Source organism: Flindersiella endophytica, assembly GCF_054779015.1.
Window position 1 is genome coordinate 75,509 of sequence record NZ_BAAGYY010000020.1, and the last position, 17,219, is coordinate 92,727.

Genomic DNA, 17,219 nt, shown 5'->3' on the forward strand with positions numbered 1-17,219 from the left:
TCCGTTTCGGTCGCGAGGATCAGGCGGGGCGGTCGACCTTGCCGTCCACGTGGCGGACCTGCTCCTCGAGCTCCGGGATCGTCGAGTGGCCGGTCGCGTGCGCGGTGACCGCTGCCAGCACGGGCTGGTCGCCGCGTAGCCGGATCCGCACCTCCGAGGCCGTCACCTCGCCGAACACCTGGAACCGCCGTACGCCGACGGTCTGGCCGGCGGCCACCACCTGGCCGTCGACCACGATCTCGTGGCCGTCGACGCGCTGTCCCGCGCTCAGGTCCTCTTCCAGCACGAGGTGGTCGAAGCGGGTCGGCTCGGCGAAACGGGCCGTCACGACGCCGCCTCCGTCCACGTCGAGCTCGGCAGGCGCGCCGGCGGAGAATCGCCGCCGTACCTCCTCGCCGAGCTCCCGTAGCCGGGCGGCGTCGGCGTCGTCGAGCAGGCCGCGCCGGTCGGGCGGAACGTTCAGCAGCAGGCCGGCGCCCAGCCCGATGGAGCGGTAGTAGATGCCCAGCAGGTGCCGCAGGCTCTTCAACGTGTGCACGTCGTCGCTCTGCCAGAACCAGTTGCCGCGGATCGGCACGTCGCACTCGGGCGGCAGGTAACCCGACAGCGCCACCTGATCGGCGCCGGCGTGGTTGCCCTCGGTGCTCTCGACGACGTAGCGGCACGGATCGGCGGCCAGGCCGTCCTCGTTGCCGACCCAGCGGATCGTGGGGCGGCCCATGTTGAACACCATCGCGTCCGGCTGGTGCTCCCCGACGACCGACATGATGCGGTCCCAGTTGTAGACGTGGCCCTCGGAGCCGGCGCCGTCGAACCAGACCTCGAACAGCTTGCCGTACCGCGTGCACAGCTCGGTCAGCTGCCGCGCGTAGAAGTCGTCGTACGCCTCGAAGTCGTCGTAGCAGGACGCGTTGCGATCCCACGGCGAGAGGTACAGCCCGAAGCCCAGGCCGGCGTCCGCGCAGGCGCCCGCCAGCTCCTCCACCACGTCGCCGCGGCCCGCACGCCACGGCGAGGAACGTACGGAGTAGTCGGTGGTGTCGGTCTGCCACAGGCAGAAACCGTCGTGGTGCTTGGCCGTCAACACGACGTAGCGCATGCCTGCGTCAACCGCGGATTGCACCCACTGCCGGGCGTCGAGCGCTGAAGGGTCGAAGCCGGACGGCGGCAGTGTGCCGTCGCTCCACTCCTTGTCGTGGAAGGTGTTGATGCCGAAGTGGCAGAACATGCCGAAGCCTGCGCGCTGCCAGGCCAGCTGCCCTGGCGTGGGAATCGTTCTCATCGATCGGTCAGCGTACCGGTCGGCAGGGCGCGGACCGTCGGGTCAGACCTCAATCGGACGCTCAGCTTTGCACGAACCGGGGTACGACCTCGCCGATCGGCTCGCGGATCACGGCGTCGGCCACTTCGTCGTACGGTGTCGGCTGGGCGTTGATGATGGCGAGCTTGGCGCCGACCGAACGCGCCACGTCGCACAGGCCGGCGGCCGGATAGACCTGCAGCGACGTGCCGATCGCGATGAACAGGTCGCACCCCAGGGTCGCCCGCTCGGCCGCGGCCAGCACGTCGGCGTCGAGGGCCTGGCCGAACGAAATCGTTGCGGACTTGAGGATTCCGCCGCAGCGACCGCACGGTGGGTCGGTCTCGCCGGCCCGCACGCGCCGGATCGCCTCGGCCATCGGACGCCGGTCGCCGCACGACATGCAGACGGTCTCCAGTGCCGTGCCGTGGATCTCGATGACGTGCACCGAGCCGGCCTTCTGGTGCAGGCCGTCGATGTTCTGCGTGACGATGGTGTCGAGCATGCCGTGGAGCTCGAGCTCGGCCAGCGCGTGGTGGGCGGCGTTCGGCTCGGCGACGAACGCGGGGTTGTCGGTGCGACGGCGCCAGGCCTCCGCGCGTACGGCGGGATCGGCGAGGTAGTCCTGCAACGTCGAGAGGCGTTCGGCGGCGGGGTTCTTGGTCCAGACGCCCTGCGGTCCGCGGAAGTCGGGGATGCCGGAGTCAGTGGAGATTCCGGCGCCGGTGAGCACCGTTACGACATCGGCCGCGCGCAGCCAGTCCGAGACTTGCTCGGCGAGGTCAACCGTCACGCCACCAACGGTAATAGCCCCTGGGCAGGCACGCCCGAACGGTCTATTTGTGATCACATTTCACCGGGTTGTACTGGAGTGGCCGGCTGTCCAACCTGTACTGTGAGTCCGATGTTTCGCAGGGTCGGGAACCACATGCGAACTGTAAGCAGGGCCGGCAGGGTGGTGAGCTTTGGATCTTGGCGTTCGTGACCGAGTGTTTCTGCTGACGGGTGCGAGCCGAGGTCTCGGCCGGGCGACCGCCGAGGTGCTCGTGGCCGAAGGTGCGTATGTCGTGATCTCCGCCCGCGGCGAGGACGGCGTACAACGCACCGCCAGCAGCCTGGGCACCGCGCGAGCGGTCGGCGTGGCCGCCGACAACGCCGATCCGGCTTCGGCCGAACGCCTGGTCGCCACCGCGATGGCGAAGTGGGGACGCCTCGACGGTGCCCTCATCTCGGTCGGCGGCCCGCCGGCGGGCTCGGCCATGGACACGCCCGAGGAGCACTGGCGTACCGCCTTCGAGTCGATCTACCTGGGTGCCATCCGACTGGCCCGGGCGGTCGCGGCGGCCTGCCGCAACGGCGGCTCGATCGCGTTCGTGCTGTCGAGCTCGGCCCGCTCGCCGCAGCCGAATCTCGCGATCTCCAACGGTCTACGGCCCGGGCTGGCCGGCGTGGCCAAGACCCTGGCCGACGAGCTGGGGCCGGGCGGCATCCGCGTGAACAGCCTCCTGCCCGGCACGATCGAGACCGACCGAGTGCAAGAGCTGGCGGCCCAGAGCGGCGACCCGGACAACTACCGGCGCCGGGTCGAAGCCGGCGTTCCGCTGCGGCGGATCGGAGCACCGGAGGACTTCGGCCGGGTGGCGGCGTTCGTGTTGTCTCCGATGGCCGCCTACGTCACCGGCGCCTCGATCCCCGTCGACGGCGGGATCTCCCGGCAGCTCTAGCCGCCCGCCGCGGTAGCCGAGGGCGCACGGCGGTCGTAGGTCAGACGGCCGGCGCGGCGTCGGCTTGGGGGCGGAACTGGGTTTGGTACAGGTCGGCGTAGGTGCCGCCCTGCACGAGCAGTTCCTCGTGCGTTCCCCGCTCCACGATGCGGCCCTCGTCGAGGACGAGGATCTGGTCGGCGTCGCGCACTGTCGACAGGCGGTGGGCGATCACCAGGGAGGTCCGGCCTTCGAGAGCCGTCGCCAGGGCGCGCTGCACCGCCGCCTCGGACTCGGAGTCCAGGTGGGCCGTCGCCTCGTCCAGCACCACGAAACGAGGGGCCTTCAGCAGCAGGCGCGCGATCGCCAGCCGCTGCTTCTCGCCGCCCGACAGACGGTAGCCACGCTCCCCCACTACGGTGTCCAGGCCGTCCGCGAGACCTGACACCAGGCCCCAGATCTGTGCCGCCTCCAGCGCGGTCACCAGGTCGTCCTCGGTGGCGGACGGATTGGCGTACAGCAGGTTGGCCCGGATCGTGTCGTGGAACATGTGCGGGTCCTGCGTCACGACGCCGATCGCCGCGCGCAGGGAGTCCTGGGTGAGGTCGCGGACGTCGACGCCGCCGACCAGCACGGAGCCGCTCGTCGCGTCGTAGAGGCGGGTCGCCAGGCCCGTGATCGTGGTCTTGCCCGCCCCGGACGGCCCGACCAGCGCCACCAGCTGCCCCGGCTGGACGGTGAACGACACGTCGTGCAGCACCTCGACCGGCTTGGTCTGGTCGAGCACCGCCACCGTCTCCAGGGAGGCCAGCGACACCTCGTCGGCCCGCGGATAGCGGAACCGCACGTGCGAGAACGCCAGGCTGCTCGGCGCCGACGCCGGAAGCGCCCGCGCCGACGCAGCGTCGGCCACCATCGGCTTCAGGTCGAGCACCTCGAACACCCGCTCGAAGCTCACCAGCGCCGTCATGATGCTCACGTGCACGTTCGACAGCGACGCCAGCGGGCCGTACAGCCGCGTGAGGTACGCCGTCATCGCCACCAGCGTGCCGACGTCGAGGATTCCGTTGACCGCCTGTACGCCACCCCAGCCGTAGACCAGCGCGACCGACAGCGAGGCGACCAGCATCAGCGCGATGAAGAACACCTGCGAGTACATCGCCTGCGTGACACCGATGTCGCGTACCCGGCCCGCCCGCTTGGTGAATCCCTCGTCCTCGGCCTCGTGCCGGCCGAACAGCTTGACCAGCAATGCCCCCGCCACGCCGAAGCGCTCGGTCACCATCGCGTTCATCTGGGCGTTCAGGTCGTACGACTCACGCGTGATCGCCTGCAGCTTGCGGCCCATCCAGCGCGCCGGCAGCAGGAACAGCGGCAGCATCACCAGCGCCACGAGCGTGATCTGCCACGACAGGATGAACATCGCGACCAGCGTGATGACCGCCGTCAGCAGGTTGCTGACCACGCCCGACATCGTGGACGTGAACGCCTGCTGCGCGCCCAGCACGTCGTTGTTGATCCGCGAGACCAGCGCGCCCGTCTGCGTACGCGTGAAGAACGCGATCGGCATGCGCTGGATGTGGGCGAAAACTTTCGACCGCATGTCGAAAATCAGGCCCTCGCCGATCCGCGAGCTGAAATAGCGCTGCACCAGGCTCATCGCTGCGGAAGCCACGGAAATACCGGCGATCACAAGAGCCAGAGTGATCACCAATCCAACATCTTTACCGAGCACACCTTGGTTGATGATTTCTCGATAAATCAGCGGATTGGCAGCACTCAATCCGGCGTCAATGGCGATCAGGAGTACGAGTCCGCCGATCAGCCAGGTGTACGGCCGGGCGAATCGTACGATTCTGCGAAACGTTCCAGGAGCAAGCTTCTTGCGAGCGATGTTCCGGTCCGAGCTGAAGGACCGCATCATCCCCCAGCCGCCAAAGCCCATCGACAAGGTTCGCTCCCACTGATCGCAGCTGCCAGGCCGCGGTCTGCGACCCAGTCAGCAGCAACCGGAGTGGTGCGGCTGTTGTTCCCAGAGTTTCTCAGTGTCCCCTGTGATCCCCAGTGTGGTTTCCCCAGTGTCCCCGGTGTCCCCGCTGTACAGACGGTTGAGACCCCGTTCAGCCCGCCGAGGCGGGCGACACGTGCCGCGTACGAGCCGTCAGCCGGCTCGCTTCTTGGCACGCGTCGCGCCGCCACGACCGCGTAACTTGACACCGGACTCACTGAGCAAGCGATGCACGAAGCCATACGACCGCCCGGTCGACTCCGCGATGTCGCGAATGCTCTCTCCGTTGTCGTACTGTCGTTTCACGTTCTGGGCGAGTTGGGTGCGGCTGTCGCCGGTCACCCGGGAGCCCTTCTTCAGAGTTTCGGCCACCTGATGCCTCCCACTGATGAGCTACATGATCGCCTGATCACTGTCATCAATGCCCCATGATCGACCCGGCCATGCCTGCTGGCTAGATGTGCGTGATCACGAAATCCCCTCAGGACACCGAAAAGCCTCAGGCAAGAGCTATGAGGTCGGCATAATCGGCGTTCCAGAGGTCCTCGTCGCCGTCGGGAAGCAGCAGGACACGGTCCGGCTCGAGCGCCTCCACAGCACCCTCGTCGTGGGTCACCAGCACGATGGATCCGCCGTAGCTCCGGATCGCTCCGAGAATCTCCTGCCGGGACAGCGGATCGAGGTTGTTGGTGGGCTCGTCGAGCAGCAGGACGTTCGCGCTGGAGCAGACCAGCGTCGCCAGTGCCAGGCGGGTCTTCTCGCCGCCGGACAGCACGCTGGACGGCTTGTCCACGTCGTCGCCACTGAACAGGAACGAGCCGAGCACCTTACGGCGTTCGCCATCGGTCAGGTCGGGTGCGGCCGACGCCATGTTCTCCGAGACGGTTCGATCGAGGTCGAGCGTTTCGTGCTCCTGCGCGTAGTAGCCGAGCTTGAGCCCGTGCCCGGGTACGACCGATCCGGTGTCAGGTTTCTCCAGTCCGGAAAGGATCCGCAACAGCGTCGTCTTCCCGGCGCCGTTGAGCCCGAGGATGACGACCCGGCTGCCCTTGTCGACCGCCAGGTCGACGTCGGTGAACACCTCGAGCGAGCCGTACGACTTCGACAGCGCGGTCGCCGACAGCGGAGTCTTTCCGCAGGGCGCCGGCTGCGGCAGCCGGATCTTCGCCACCTTGTCGGACCGGCGGACGTCCTCCAGCTCCGACAGCATCCGCTCGGCGCGCCGCGCCATGTTCTTCGCGGCGACCGCCTTGGTGGCCTTCGCCCGCATCTTGTCGGCCTGCGCGAGCAGGGCGCCGGCCTTGCGTTCGGCGTTGTGCCGCTCGCGCTTGCGCCGCCGGTCGTCGGCCTCGCGCTGGTCGAGATAGGTGCGCCAGCCGACGTTGTAGGTGTCGAGCTCGGCCCGGTTGGCGTCCAGGTGGAAGACGCGGTTGACGGTTGTCTCGAGCAATCCGACGTCGTGGCTGATCACGACCAGGCCGCCCTTGAACGCCTTCAGGAAGTCGCGCAGCCAGCCGATGGAGTCGGCGTCGAGGTGGTTGGTCGGCTCGTCCAGCAGCAGCGTGTCGGCGCCGGAGAACAGGATCCTGGCCAGCTCGACGCGCCGGCGCTGGCCGCCGGAGAGCGTACGCAGCGGCTGGGCCAGCACGCGGTCGGGCAGCCCGAGGCTCGCGGTGACCTGCGCGGCCTCCGCCTCGGCGGCATAGCCACCGCCGGCGAGGAACTCGGTCTCGGCCCGGGCGTAGGCCCGCATCGCCTTGTCGCGCGCGCTGCCGGCCGCCGACGACATCTCCAGCTCGGCGCTGCGCAGCGCCCGGACGGTGGCGTCCAGGCCACGCGCGGAGAGTACGCGGTCTCTTGCCAGCACCTCGAGGTCGCCGGTACGCGGATCCTGCGGGAGGTAGCCGACCGAGCCGGACCGGGTGACGGTGCCCGCGGCAGCCTGGCCCTCGCCGGCGAGCACCCTGGTGAGCGTGGTCTTGCCAGCACCGTTACGGCCGACCAGACCGACCTTGTCACCAGCCGCTACGCGGAACGAGACGTCGGAGAGCAGCAGCCGCGCGCCGGCACGGAGTTCGAGTTTACTTGCAGTGATCATGAAAGAACGCTCCGGATAAGGTCGAGCACACAGTGGTCGTCAGGACTTGTGTGTCGGAGCTAAGAAGTCCGGGGCGTAGACATGCGGCCAAGTGTACGGGGTGGGTGCGCCAGGGCGCATCCGCGTTTCGCCGAGGCACGATCCACAATGCCTTGTGCCCGATGCCGATATCACCGCCTGGATCCGCCGCAACGCCCACTCACCCGCCGATGTCGAGCCACTGCGCCGGATCACCGGCGACGCGGCCGTCGTCGGGCTGGGCGAGTCCGCGCACGGCGCGCACGAGCTGTTCACGACCAAGCACCGCATGCTGGTCAACCTCGTCGAACACCTGGGCTTCCGGGCCGTCGGCTGGGAGGAGGACGAGCCGCAGGGACGGCGGCTGGACGCCTACGTCACGACCGGTGCCGGCGACCTGCGCGAGCTGCTCAGGGACAGCATCGTCGTCTGGCGTACGACGGAAATCCTCGGCGTGCTGGAGTGGATGCGGGCGTACAACCTGGCGCACCCCGACGATCCCGTCCGGTTCGTCGGTGCCGACGTGCAGTCCAGCCCGGAGTTCCGCGCCTGTCCGCCGGAGCAGCGCTTCGCCCACCGCGACCAGAAGATGGCGGAGAACCTCCTGCGGTGGCACGAGCAGACCGGCTCGAAGCTCGCCTACTGGGCGCACAACGTCCACGTCGCCGACGACCGCGAGCGGATGAGCACGGGCGCTCACCTGCGTGCACGGTTCGGCGAGCAGTATGTCGCCATCGCCACCTGCTTCGGGCACGGCTCGGTCAACCAGGGCGTCCCCGGCTGGTGGGAGCCGCGGGACGTACCGCCGCCGCGGGCCGACTTCGCCGACGACCAGCTGCCCGGCGGCACGTACCTGCTGGACCTGCGTTCGGAGGCGCCGGACACCGTACGGACGTGGCTGACCGCACCGGCCCTGCTCCGCGCGATCGGACCCACCTACGACCCGGGCCGGGACGCCTCGCACAACATGACCAACGGCACGCTGGGCGGCTGGTTCGACGCGATCGCCCGGCTCGAGACGGTGACGCCGAGCCGCAGGTTGGAAGAATTCGCTCAGGAGGATGTCCGGTCCGGTCCGGGGGGATCGACGTCTCAGGTGAGCGGCGCCGAACCCGCGCCACCTGCGAAGGAGACACCGTGAAGTACATGATCATGATGATGGGCTCGCAGCACGACTACGACTTCCTGACCGGCAAGGACAACCCTGGCCAGCCGGCCTGGACGGCCGAGGACGTCACCGCGATGCACGAGTTCATGACCAAGTGGAACAACGACCTGGTGGAGTCCGGCGAGTTCGTCGACGCACGCGGGCTGTCGGCGCCGGCGCACGCGCGCCGGGTGTCGGTGAAGGACGGAGTGCCGGTCGTGACCGACGGCCCGTATGCCGAGACCCAGGAGGTGCTGGCCGGCTACACGGTCGTGGAGTGCGAGAGCTTCGACCGGGCCACGCAGATCGCCGCCAAGCTGGCGGACACGCCGCATCCGGCCGGCACCGATCTCGGGCGTGAGTGGTATGTCGACATCCGGCCGATCGACGAGCATCCGCCGGAGCCGGACGGCTGGGCCGGATAGCAGAGCGCCGTTGCGCCCCGTCGAGCTGGAGGACCTGCTGCGCGAACTGGCGCCGCGGGTCCTCGGCGCGCTGGTCCGGCGGTACGGCCACTTCGACACCTCCGAGGACGCCGTACAGGAGGCGCTGCTGGCGGCGGCGACACAGTGGCCGTCCGAAGGTGTACCGGACAACCCGCGGGCCTGGCTGATCACCGTCGCCTCGCGGCGGCTGACCGACCTGCTGCGCAGTGAGCAGGCTCGGCAGCGCCGGGAGGACACCGTGGCGCAGTGGGCACTGCCGAGCGACTGGGTCGTGCCGGGGGCAGACTCCTCCGGAGCGGCCGACGACTCGCTCGTGCTGCTGTTCATGTGCTGCCACCCGTCGCTGTCGCCGGCGTCGCAGATCGCGTTGACACTGCGCGCGGTCGGCGGGCTCACGACGGGCGAGGTGGCACGCGCGTTCCTCGTACCCGAGGCGACGATGACGCGCCGGATCACCCGCGCCAAGCAGAGCATCCGCGACAGCGGCGTGCCGTTCGCGCTGCCGCCGCCCGCCGAACGCGAGAGGCGGCTCGCAGCCGTCCTGCACGTGCTGTATCTCATCTTCAACGAGGGTTACGCCGCCACGGCCGGGCCCGACCTGCAGCGCGCCGACCTGGCCGCGGAGGCGATCCGGCTGACCCGGCTGCTGCACCGGCTGCTGGGCGAGTCGACGGCGGACGACAGCGAGGTGACCGGGCTGCTGGCGCTGATGCTGCTGACCGACGCGCGGCGGCCCGCTCGTACGGCACCGGACGGGTCGCTGGTGCCGATGGCCGAGCAGGACCGGCGGCTGTGGAACGCCGGGCAGATCGCCGAGGGCCTCGCGCTGGTCGAGCAGGCACTCCCCCGCGGCGACACCGGCCCGTACCAGGTCCAGGCCGCGATCGCCGCCCTGCACGACGAGGCGGCCAGCGCCGAGGCCACCGACTGGCCGCAGATCACCGCGCTGTACGAGGTCCTGCTCCGGCTGCCGGGAAACGCCGGCAACCCCGTGATCGCACTGAACCACGCGGTCGCTGTGGCGATGACGCATGGGGCTGCTGACGGCTTGCGTCTGCTCGAGCCGTTGGAGAAGAAGCTCGCGGCCGACCATCGGCTGCCCGCGGTGCGGGCGCACCTGCTGGAGATGGCGGGTGATCTGGGCGGCGCGCGTGAGGCGTACCTGCTCGCCGCCTCCCGGGCGACGAACGCGCAGCAGCGCCGCTATCTCAACACGCGTGCGGTTCGCCTGCTGCCGCCCTCGGCGCAATGACCACGGTTGCTCGGTCATTGCGACCCACCCGTGGCAAGTCCACCTGGCAAACCCAAATGCCCACGGGCCCGTGGTCATTTGGGTTTTGCAGCGGTCAGTCGTCGAGCCCGCGGGCGGCGAGGGCTTCGCCGATCGCGTCGGCCTTCCTGAGCAGGCGCACGATCAGCGGCACCACCAGTGCCACCGCGCTCCACTCCAGCCCGCGTGCTCGCTGCGCCTCCCTGGCCTGCTGATAGGCCTGTGCCACCAGCGGCACGCACCGGATCGTCAACGCCAGAACCAGCCCGACCCGATCCGGCCGGACGCCGACACGCGCCAGCGGCGACAGCATCCACTCGAACGCCGCGACCATCGCGAGTACGCGCGTCGTCAGCGTGACCAGCGCGGCCAGCAGCACGAGCACCACCAACTGCCCGACGACGAGCACCGCGCGCGCCGGGCCGGCGAACACCCACTGGAACGCCAGCAACGGAACGGCGAACCACGACACCGGTGCGACCTGCGCCCACCCGACGCGCCACGGCACCCGCGCCACCACGAAGCCGGCGACCACGAGGAATCCCAACGCCGCCAGCGTGACCGGCGACCAAAGCGCCAGCACCGCGGCGACCGCCAGCCCCGCCAGCTTCAGCCCGGCGGGTGCCCGGTGCAGCACCGAGGCGCCCGGCACGTACAACCCCAGCCCGCTCATCCGTCGACCAGCTTGAGGTAGGCCGAGACGGCCTCGGCCGGTGTGCTGTCGGCGACCAGCCGCCCCTCGTCGAAGACCAGGACGCGGTCGAAGCCGTCGAGCAGGTCGAGGTTGTGGGTCACCAGCACGATCCGCTGTGGCAGCGACGCCAGCAGCCCGGCGACCATCCGGGCGTTGCGCAGGTCGAGCAGCGTGGTCGGCTCGTCGCACACGAGCGTCTCGGGCTCGGTCGCGAGGACGCCCGCCAGCGCCAGCAGCTGCTTCTGGCCGCCAGACAGCAGGTGAGCCGGATGGTCGGCGTAGGACGCCAGCCCGTAACGCTCCAAGGCCACCGACACCCGCCGCGAGATCTCGTTCCGGGACAGCCCGCGCCTCCGCAGGCCGAACGCGACGTCCTCGGCGACGGTCGGCATGACGACCTGCGCGTCGGGGTCGGTGAAGACGAAGCCGACCCGCTTGCGCACGTCCGCGCCACGCCGCCGGGTGTCGAGCCCGTCGACCAGCACGCGACCGGTCGACGGCACCACGAGTCCGTTCAGCAGCCGCGCGAACGTCGACTTGCCCGAGCCGTTGGCGCCGATCACGCCGATCCGCTGCTCGGTGAGGCGCACGGACACCTCGCGCAGCACCACGCGCGAGCCGTACCGGTGCGTGACGTCGAACAGCTCGATCATCGAACGGCTTCCACCAGACAGGCGATCCCCATGCCGCCGCCGATCGCCGCGGCAGCGAGTCCGAGTTGGTTTCTGAGGCCTCTTCCGGGCCCATTGTCATGGCCGGCGAGCCGGCTGAACAACCGCACCATCGCCACCGCGCCGGAAGCGCCCCACGGATGGCCGAGCGCCAGTGCCCCACCGTCGGGGCAGACCACCTCGGGGTCGAGGCCCAGCGCGTCGGTGCACGCGAGCACCTGCGCGGCGAACGCCTCGACGATCTCGACCGCGGCGAGGTCGGCCACAGTACAGCCCTGCCGGGCAAGGAGGTTCCGGATCGCCGGCACAGGTCCGATCCCCGGCAGCGCCGGGTCGCAGCCGGCGCACTCCCAGTCGAGGATCCGCAAGCCCGGCGCACCGGCGCGCAGCTCGTGGGGTACGAGGGCGACCGCCGCGGCACCGTCGCTGATCCCGCAGGAGTTGCCGGCGGTGACCGTGCCGTCAGGTACGAACGCCGGCCGCAGCCGCGCCAGCCGGTCGGGCCGGCTGTAGAGCCCGGTGCGTACCCGCTCGTCGCGATCCAGACCTCCGACCGGGACAAGCTCCTGGTCGAACCGCTCGCGCTCGTAGGCGGCCACCGCGCGCGCATGACTGCGCACGGCGTACTCGTCCTGCCGGCGGCGGCTGATCCCGGCCGACCGGGCCAGCGCGTCGGCGGCCTCGCCCATCTCGGGGTCGGCGAACGGCTCCGGCGCGAACGGCGCCCGATCGTAGGTCTCCCCAGAGTCTCGCCAGGCCCGGATCGGCGCCGTCGACGCGCTCTCGACGCCGCCCGCCAGCACGAGCGATGCGCGCCCGGCCTCGACCGCCGCCGCTCCCACAGTGATCGCCGCCAGCCCGCTGCCGCACTGCCGGTCGACGGTGAGCCCGGTGACCGAGACGCCGAGACCCGCCGCCAGCGCCGACACCCTGGCCGGGTTGCCGCCCGGCCCCATGCAGTTGCCGAGCACCACGTCGTCGACCGGCCGGCCCCGCAGCCCGGGCCTCGAAGCCAGCTCGGCGACCAGTGCCCGCAGCACCGGCGCTGCCAGCTCCTCGACCCGCAGGCCGGCCAGCGCCCGTCCGGCGGTGCCGATCGGTGTGCGCCGGGCCGCGACGATCACGGCGCTCATGGCTGTTTCATCCCTGGTTCATCCCTGGTTCAGACCTGTCTCATGTCAGGGGACGTGCCTCCAACGTGCCGTCGGCCAGCCCGGACCGGACCTGGGCGTGGGCGAGCTTGCCCGAGCCCGTACGCGGCAACCGGTCGATGAGGTACCACCGGCGCGGTCGCTCGGCTGCCGGCAGGCTCCCGGCGACGGCTGTGCGCAGCGCACCGAGCCCGGGCGAGAGGCCGTCGGTGGGCTCGATCACCGCGGCGACGACCTCACCCAGCTCGGCATGCGGCACACCCACGACCACGACGTCGGCGACGAACGGCAGCCCGCGCAGCACCCGCTCCACCCCGTCGGGCTGCACAGTGACGCCACCCGACGTGATTGCCTGGCCGGTGCGGCCACCGACGAGGAACTTCCCGTCGTCGAGCGCCTCGGCCCGGTCGCCTACCGACGCGAAGCCGTCGGCGTCGCGTAAGGCACTGGCCGCGAGGTAGGGACTCTTCGCCCAGAGCAGGCCGTCCTTCACGACGGCCTCGACGCCAGGGAACACGCGGAACCGGCCCGGCGGCGAGCCCGCGGTCCGCACGCCGACCACCGACAGCTCGGCGGCGCCGTAGTATTCGACGACCTCGATGCCTGCCTCGGTGACCGCGCCCTCGACGTCTGGCGCCAGCTCCGCGCCTCCGCAGATCGCCAGCCGCAGCTTGGACTGGGTCTGCACACCCTCGGCCGCCAGCGCGGCGAGCATCGACGGCACGACGTGGACGACCGTGCACTCGCGCGCGGCCCGCGCGGCCTGCCGGGCCGACCACTGCGGCAGCAGGTGGACGGCGGCGCCCATCGTGAGCGCGTGGATCGCCCCGAACAGGAACAGGCTGCCCGACATCCGGCCCGGGATCAGCACGGTGTCGTGCTCCTCGACACCGGTGATGGCCGAGAACGTCGGGTAGCTGTGCGTCCACGAGGTCGACGTACGCACCACAGGCTTGGGTGTGCCCGTGCTGCCGGACGTGAACACGACGAGCCGGATGTCCGATCCGTACTTCGCGAGCAACCGGTCAGCCTCGGCGACGGCGGCGTGGCGTACGGGCTTGGGCCAGGCGTGGTCGACGACGATCGCCGCGACGCCCGCCAGGTCGGCGGCGAGCAGTCCGGTGATCAGAGCTTTTGGATCGGCGTCGTCAAGGACCATCCTGGCTTCGGGAATGACTGCGGACTGCTGGCGCGCGCGGGCCGCCAGCTCGCCGAACTTGACGTCGCCACCCGGCCCGGTGATCGCCAGGCGATCGGGCTGGGCGGCGGCTCGGCGGACGACATCACGTGAAATAGGCATCGGAATGGACCGTACAGCTTGTAGCCAAACGATCACTGTGGAGTTCCGCCACTGCGTTCGGCTCCTGTTCTCCCGAGCGTCGGGTAGCCGGTGTGCACGCCCTTGGCGACCAGCGTCGCGACCACGGCCTTGATCAGGTCGCCAGGCAGGTAGACCAGCGCGGCGACGGCGGTCGCGACCAGGCCGGACGTGCCGATCCGCCAAGCCTGCAACGGGATCCCGAGCGCGTAGACGACCAGGATGCCGCCGGCGACGTTCGCGACCAAGCCGATCGGCAGGGAGTATTTGCCGCCGCGGGCCAGCACCTGCTCGGTGAGCCAGCCCACGACCCAGGCGCCAGGCAGCCAGCCGAGGAAGTAGCCGACCGACGGTCCGGCGAACACGCCGAGCCCGCCCCGCCCGCCGGCGAGCAAGGGCAGGCCGGCCGCTACCAGGGCGACGAACACGAGCACGGCGAGGAAGCCGCGCTTGGCACCGAGGATCGAGCCGGCCAGCATCACCCCCAACGTCTGCGCGGTGACGGGTACGGCGTTGCCGAAGAGGTTGAGCGTGCCGGGAAGCCCGAGCGCCGCGATCAGCCCGGCGAACAGCGCGATCAGCGCGAGGTCCCTGGCAGGCAGGCGACGGGGTTCGGACATGTGGTTCCTCCACTGTTTGGGACTGCGTGGGCACTGTGAGCGCTTCTGAGGTCCCGGCCGATTTCGAGCCTAGGTGCGTGCTGGAGGCGTTGCCCGGTGACGAGGCGGCCAAAGCTGGGCGCGTGACGGTTGGCGGCGCCTGACAAACTCGGGCGCATGGGCACGTTGTTCGGTGCGGAACGGCGCGAGATCGCCGAGGGAGCGGTGCACGTACCCGCCTGGCTGGACGTCGACGAGCAGCGCTGGCTGGTGGAGGTGTGCCGGGAGTGGGCGCAGGGACCGGCCGGCATGCGGCAGACCAAGCTGCCGAACGGCGGTGTGATGTCGGTACGCACGGTCTGCCTCGGCTGGCACTGGCGGCCCTACACCTACACCAAAGTCGCCGACGACGGCTCGCCGGTGAAGCCGTTCCCCGGCTGGCTCGCCGACCTCGGGCGCCGGGCGGTCTCCTCCGCGTACGCCGATCCTGCACAGGCCGAGGCGTACCAGCCGGACATCGCCCTGGTGAACTTCTACGACGCCGAGGCCAGGATGGGCCTGCACCAGGACAAGGACGAGCAGAGTCTCGCGCCCGTGGTCTCCCTGAGCCTCGGCGACACCTGCGTGTTCCGCTTCGGCAACACCGAGACCCGCTCCAAACCCTGGACCGACGTCCGGCTCGAGTCCGGCGACCTGTTCGTCTTCGGCGGGCCTTCCCGGCTGGCCTACCACGGCGTACCCAGGACCTACCCCGGCACCGGTCCGGCCGGCATCGGCCTGGACAGTGCCCCGAACGGGGCCAGGCTCAACATCACCCTGCGCCAGTCCGGCCTGCGGCCACCATGACCAGGGCGTGGGTAAGCGGTTACTCCGGCAACGGTGAAGCGGCGGTCAACGTGCGGCCGATCATGCTCCGGCTGGCACCCAGCGTCTCCGAGATCTTCCACGCGGTGTCGGCGACCTCCGGCCCGAGCTCGACCATCTTCTCCGGAGCCATCCGGATCGCCGGCGCCGAAACGCTGATCGACGCCAGCAGGTTGCCGCCCGCCTCGAACACCGCCGAGGCGATCGTGCGGATGCCGGCCGTGCGTTCGGAGAACGAGAGGGCGTAGTTGCGGTTGCGGATCTCGGCCAGCTGCGCCCGCAGCTCGTGCGCGTCGGTCGGTGTGGCCGGCGTGGCCTGCGGGATCGGCTTGGTCAGGATCTGCTCCTGCAGCTCGTACGGCAGGTGAGCCAGCAACACCTTGCCCGGCGCGCCGAGCGACAACGGGATCGGCTGGCCGAACTCTGTGTAGGTGCGCCGCAGCGGCTCCCGGCTCTCGACCTGGTCGATCACCGCGCGCTCGTAGCTCGGCAGCAGCGCGTGCAGCCCGATGGTTTCGCCCACGCGGTCGCGCAGCTTCTCCATCATCGGGATGGCGGCATCGCGCAACGAGCTCGGAACCGCGCCGCTGCGGGTGAGCTGGATCAGCATCGATCCGAGCGTGTACTTACGGTCGGACATCTGACGGATCAGGCCGTTGTCCATCATCGATGTCAGCAGGCGGTGAGCCGTGCTGGTGGAAAGCCCCGTCATCCGTGAAACGTCGGTGATCCCTAACCGGGGATGGTCGGCGTCGAAGCACTTCAGGATGGCAACGGCCCGGTTGATCGACTGCACCCCGCGCCTTTGTTTGGCGCCGCCTTCAGCTGCGTCATCCATGTCGTCGTCCGTGTCGTCGGTTGTGTAAATACCGTTCGTGACTTGGCTCTGGCGATCCGTTGCCACGCTACCCCAGTCCCTCTGGTTTCCTGAATGGCGAGATCACAACGTGTTCCGCGATCCCACGGTGCGGTTAGACGCTATCTCATATTGATCTTGGTTCGCCGATCGAGTTGATCTTGATCGGCTGGGGCCACGCGGCGGAGCCGCATCGCCTAGCAGAGTGGCGCCGAGGTGGGAGGGTTGGGAGCGATGGACTCCTTGCTTGTCACGCGCGACCACCACGTCGCGACCGTGACGTTCAACCGGCCCGAGCGGCACAACGCGATCACGTTCGAGATGTTCGGCGCGCTCCCCCGGCTGTTCACCGAGCTCGACGCCGATCCGGACGTCCGCGTGATCGTGCTGCGCGGTGCCGGCGAGCGGGCGTTCGCCTCCGGCGCCGACATCGCGGAGTTCGAGTCCGTACGCGGAACCGCCGAGGCCGCCAAGGTCTACAACGCACAGGTCGCCGTCGCCGAACGAACGCTTGCGGGCCTCGCCAAGCCGTCGATCGCGATGATCCGCGGCTACTGCATCGGTGGCGGGTGCGGCATCGCCCTGGCCGCCGACCTGCGCTTCGGCGACCACACCGCGACGATGGCCATCACGCCGGCCAAGCTCGGTGTCGTCTATGGGCTGGAGTCGACCAAACGCCTGGTCGACCTGGTCGGCCCGTCCCGCGCCAAGTGGATCCTCATGTCGGGGAGCCATCTGCCTGCCGACCGCGCGCAGGCACTCGGGCTGCTCGATGAGGTCCTGCCGGCCGACGACCTGGAGTCGCACACCTACGCCTTCGCCCGGCTGATCGCCGGCCGCTCGCAGGTCAGCGTCCGCGCGGCCAAGGTCATGGTCAACCGCATCGTGGCGGGCCAGGTCGAAGACGACGACACCACCACCCGGCTACGCAACGACTCCGTCGAGTCCGCCGACTACTCCGAGGGCGTACGCGCGTTCCTGGAGAAGCGCACCCCGAACTTCAGCTGAGCCCGCCGCGAATGACCACGTTAACCACGCGATTGGCTGGTTAACCACGCGCCGGGACGTGGTTAAGG

General features: G+C 70.0%; 17 protein-coding genes. 6 read left to right on the plus strand and 11 right to left on the minus strand.

Going from position 1 to position 17,219, the window contains the following annotated elements:
* Positions 1-19: 19 nt before the first annotated feature.
* Both ACYVF6_RS23370 and ACYVF6_RS23375 read right to left on the minus strand, forming a co-directional pair.
* A complete protein-coding gene (locus ACYVF6_RS23370; RefSeq protein ID WP_460524624.1) occupies positions 20-1,282 on the minus strand; it encodes an alpha-L-fucosidase in 1,263 nt (420 codons plus the stop codon).
* Positions 1,283-1,343: 61 nt separating this feature from the next.
* Positions 1,344-2,093 (minus strand): SIR2 family NAD-dependent protein deacylase, encoded by a 750-nt coding sequence (locus tag ACYVF6_RS23375; protein WP_460524625.1) that lies wholly within the window; start codon positions 2,091-2,093, stop codon positions 1,344-1,346.
* A gap of 196 nt (positions 2,094-2,289) precedes the next feature.
* Between ACYVF6_RS23375 and ACYVF6_RS23380 the strand changes: the two genes are divergently transcribed.
* Entirely contained in the window at positions 2,290-3,024 is a 735-nt protein-coding gene (locus ACYVF6_RS23380) for a Rossmann-fold NAD(P)-binding domain-containing protein (protein ID WP_460524626.1), read from the plus strand.
* Between the two features lie 40 nt (positions 3,025-3,064).
* Here the strand turns inward: ACYVF6_RS23380 and ACYVF6_RS23385 are convergent, their stop codons facing one another.
* The 3 genes from ACYVF6_RS23385 to ACYVF6_RS23395 form a co-directional block, all read right to left on the minus strand.
* On the minus strand, positions 3,065-4,948 hold the full coding sequence (locus tag ACYVF6_RS23385; RefSeq protein ID WP_460524787.1) for an ABC transporter ATP-binding protein: 1,884 nt from the start codon (positions 4,946-4,948) through the stop codon (positions 3,065-3,067).
* Positions 4,949-5,164: 216 nt separating this feature from the next.
* Positions 5,165-5,383 (minus strand): helix-turn-helix domain-containing protein, encoded by a 219-nt coding sequence (locus ACYVF6_RS23390; RefSeq protein WP_460524627.1) that lies wholly within the window; start codon positions 5,381-5,383, stop codon positions 5,165-5,167.
* Between the two features lie 127 nt (positions 5,384-5,510).
* The gene (locus tag ACYVF6_RS23395; protein WP_460524628.1) at positions 5,511-7,109 is read right to left on the minus strand and encodes an ABC-F family ATP-binding cassette domain-containing protein; all 1,599 of its coding nucleotides are present in this window, start codon (positions 7,107-7,109) and stop codon (positions 5,511-5,513) included.
* Positions 7,110-7,263: 154 nt separating this feature from the next.
* On the opposite strand from ACYVF6_RS23395, the gene ACYVF6_RS23400 reads away from it, so the two are divergent.
* From ACYVF6_RS23400 to ACYVF6_RS23410, 3 genes are read left to right on the plus strand one after another with little or no spacing between them, the layout of a single operon-like run.
* The gene (locus ACYVF6_RS23400; protein WP_460524629.1) at positions 7,264-8,268 is read left to right on the plus strand and encodes an erythromycin esterase family protein; all 1,005 of its coding nucleotides are present in this window, start codon (positions 7,264-7,266) and stop codon (positions 8,266-8,268) included.
* A 5-nt stretch (positions 8,269-8,273) separates the two neighbouring features.
* Positions 8,274-8,699: a YciI family protein gene (locus ACYVF6_RS23405; RefSeq protein WP_460524788.1), complete on the plus strand. Its 426-nt coding sequence runs from the start codon at positions 8,274-8,276 to the stop codon at positions 8,697-8,699.
* 10 nt (positions 8,700-8,709) lie between these two features.
* Complete coding sequence (locus tag ACYVF6_RS23410; protein WP_460524630.1) at positions 8,710-9,972, plus strand: RNA polymerase sigma factor; 1,263 nt, start codon at positions 8,710-8,712, stop codon at positions 9,970-9,972.
* Between the two features lie 94 nt (positions 9,973-10,066).
* Here ACYVF6_RS23410 and ACYVF6_RS23415 read toward each other — a convergent pair whose 3' ends face one another.
* The 5 genes from ACYVF6_RS23415 to ACYVF6_RS23435 are packed head-to-tail and all read right to left on the minus strand — an operon-like array spanning position 10,067 to position 14,444.
* Positions 10,067-10,663, minus strand: a complete 597-nt coding sequence (locus ACYVF6_RS23415; RefSeq protein WP_460524631.1) for an energy-coupling factor transporter transmembrane component T family protein — start codon at positions 10,661-10,663, stop codon at positions 10,067-10,069.
* The gene (locus ACYVF6_RS23420) at positions 10,660-11,337 is read right to left on the minus strand and encodes an energy-coupling factor ABC transporter ATP-binding protein (RefSeq protein WP_460524632.1); all 678 of its coding nucleotides are present in this window, start codon (positions 11,335-11,337) and stop codon (positions 10,660-10,662) included. The genes ACYVF6_RS23415 and ACYVF6_RS23420 overlap by 4 nt, the downstream gene beginning before the upstream one ends.
* Positions 11,334-12,488 carry a thiolase family protein gene (locus tag ACYVF6_RS23425; protein ID WP_460524633.1) on the minus strand — a complete coding sequence of 385 codons (1,155 nt, stop codon included), beginning with the start codon at positions 12,486-12,488 and terminating at the stop codon, positions 11,334-11,336. Before ACYVF6_RS23425 ends, ACYVF6_RS23420 begins: the two co-directional genes overlap by 4 nt.
* A gap of 40 nt (positions 12,489-12,528) precedes the next feature.
* On the minus strand, positions 12,529-13,806 hold the full coding sequence (locus ACYVF6_RS23430) for a class I adenylate-forming enzyme family protein (protein ID WP_460524634.1): 1,278 nt from the start codon (positions 13,804-13,806) through the stop codon (positions 12,529-12,531).
* Positions 13,807-13,838: 32 nt separating this feature from the next.
* On the minus strand, positions 13,839-14,444 hold the full coding sequence (locus tag ACYVF6_RS23435; RefSeq protein ID WP_460524635.1) for a biotin transporter BioY: 606 nt from the start codon (positions 14,442-14,444) through the stop codon (positions 13,839-13,841).
* 156 nt (positions 14,445-14,600) lie between these two features.
* Here ACYVF6_RS23435 and ACYVF6_RS23440 point away from each other — a divergent pair, with 156 nt between their 5' ends.
* Positions 14,601-15,269: an alpha-ketoglutarate-dependent dioxygenase AlkB family protein gene (locus tag ACYVF6_RS23440; RefSeq protein WP_460524636.1), complete on the plus strand. Its 669-nt coding sequence runs from the start codon at positions 14,601-14,603 to the stop codon at positions 15,267-15,269.
* Between the two features lie 19 nt (positions 15,270-15,288).
* On the opposite strand, the gene ACYVF6_RS23445 is transcribed toward ACYVF6_RS23440, so the two are convergent.
* A complete protein-coding gene (locus tag ACYVF6_RS23445) occupies positions 15,289-16,191 on the minus strand; it encodes an IclR family transcriptional regulator (RefSeq protein ID WP_460524637.1) in 903 nt (300 codons plus the stop codon).
* A 186-nt stretch (positions 16,192-16,377) separates the two neighbouring features.
* On the opposite strand from ACYVF6_RS23445, the gene ACYVF6_RS23450 reads away from it, so the two are divergent.
* Positions 16,378-17,151, plus strand: a complete 774-nt coding sequence (locus ACYVF6_RS23450) for a Clp protease/crotonase-like domain-containing protein (protein ID WP_460524638.1) — start codon at positions 16,378-16,380, stop codon at positions 17,149-17,151.
* Positions 17,152-17,219 lie beyond the last annotated feature (68 nt).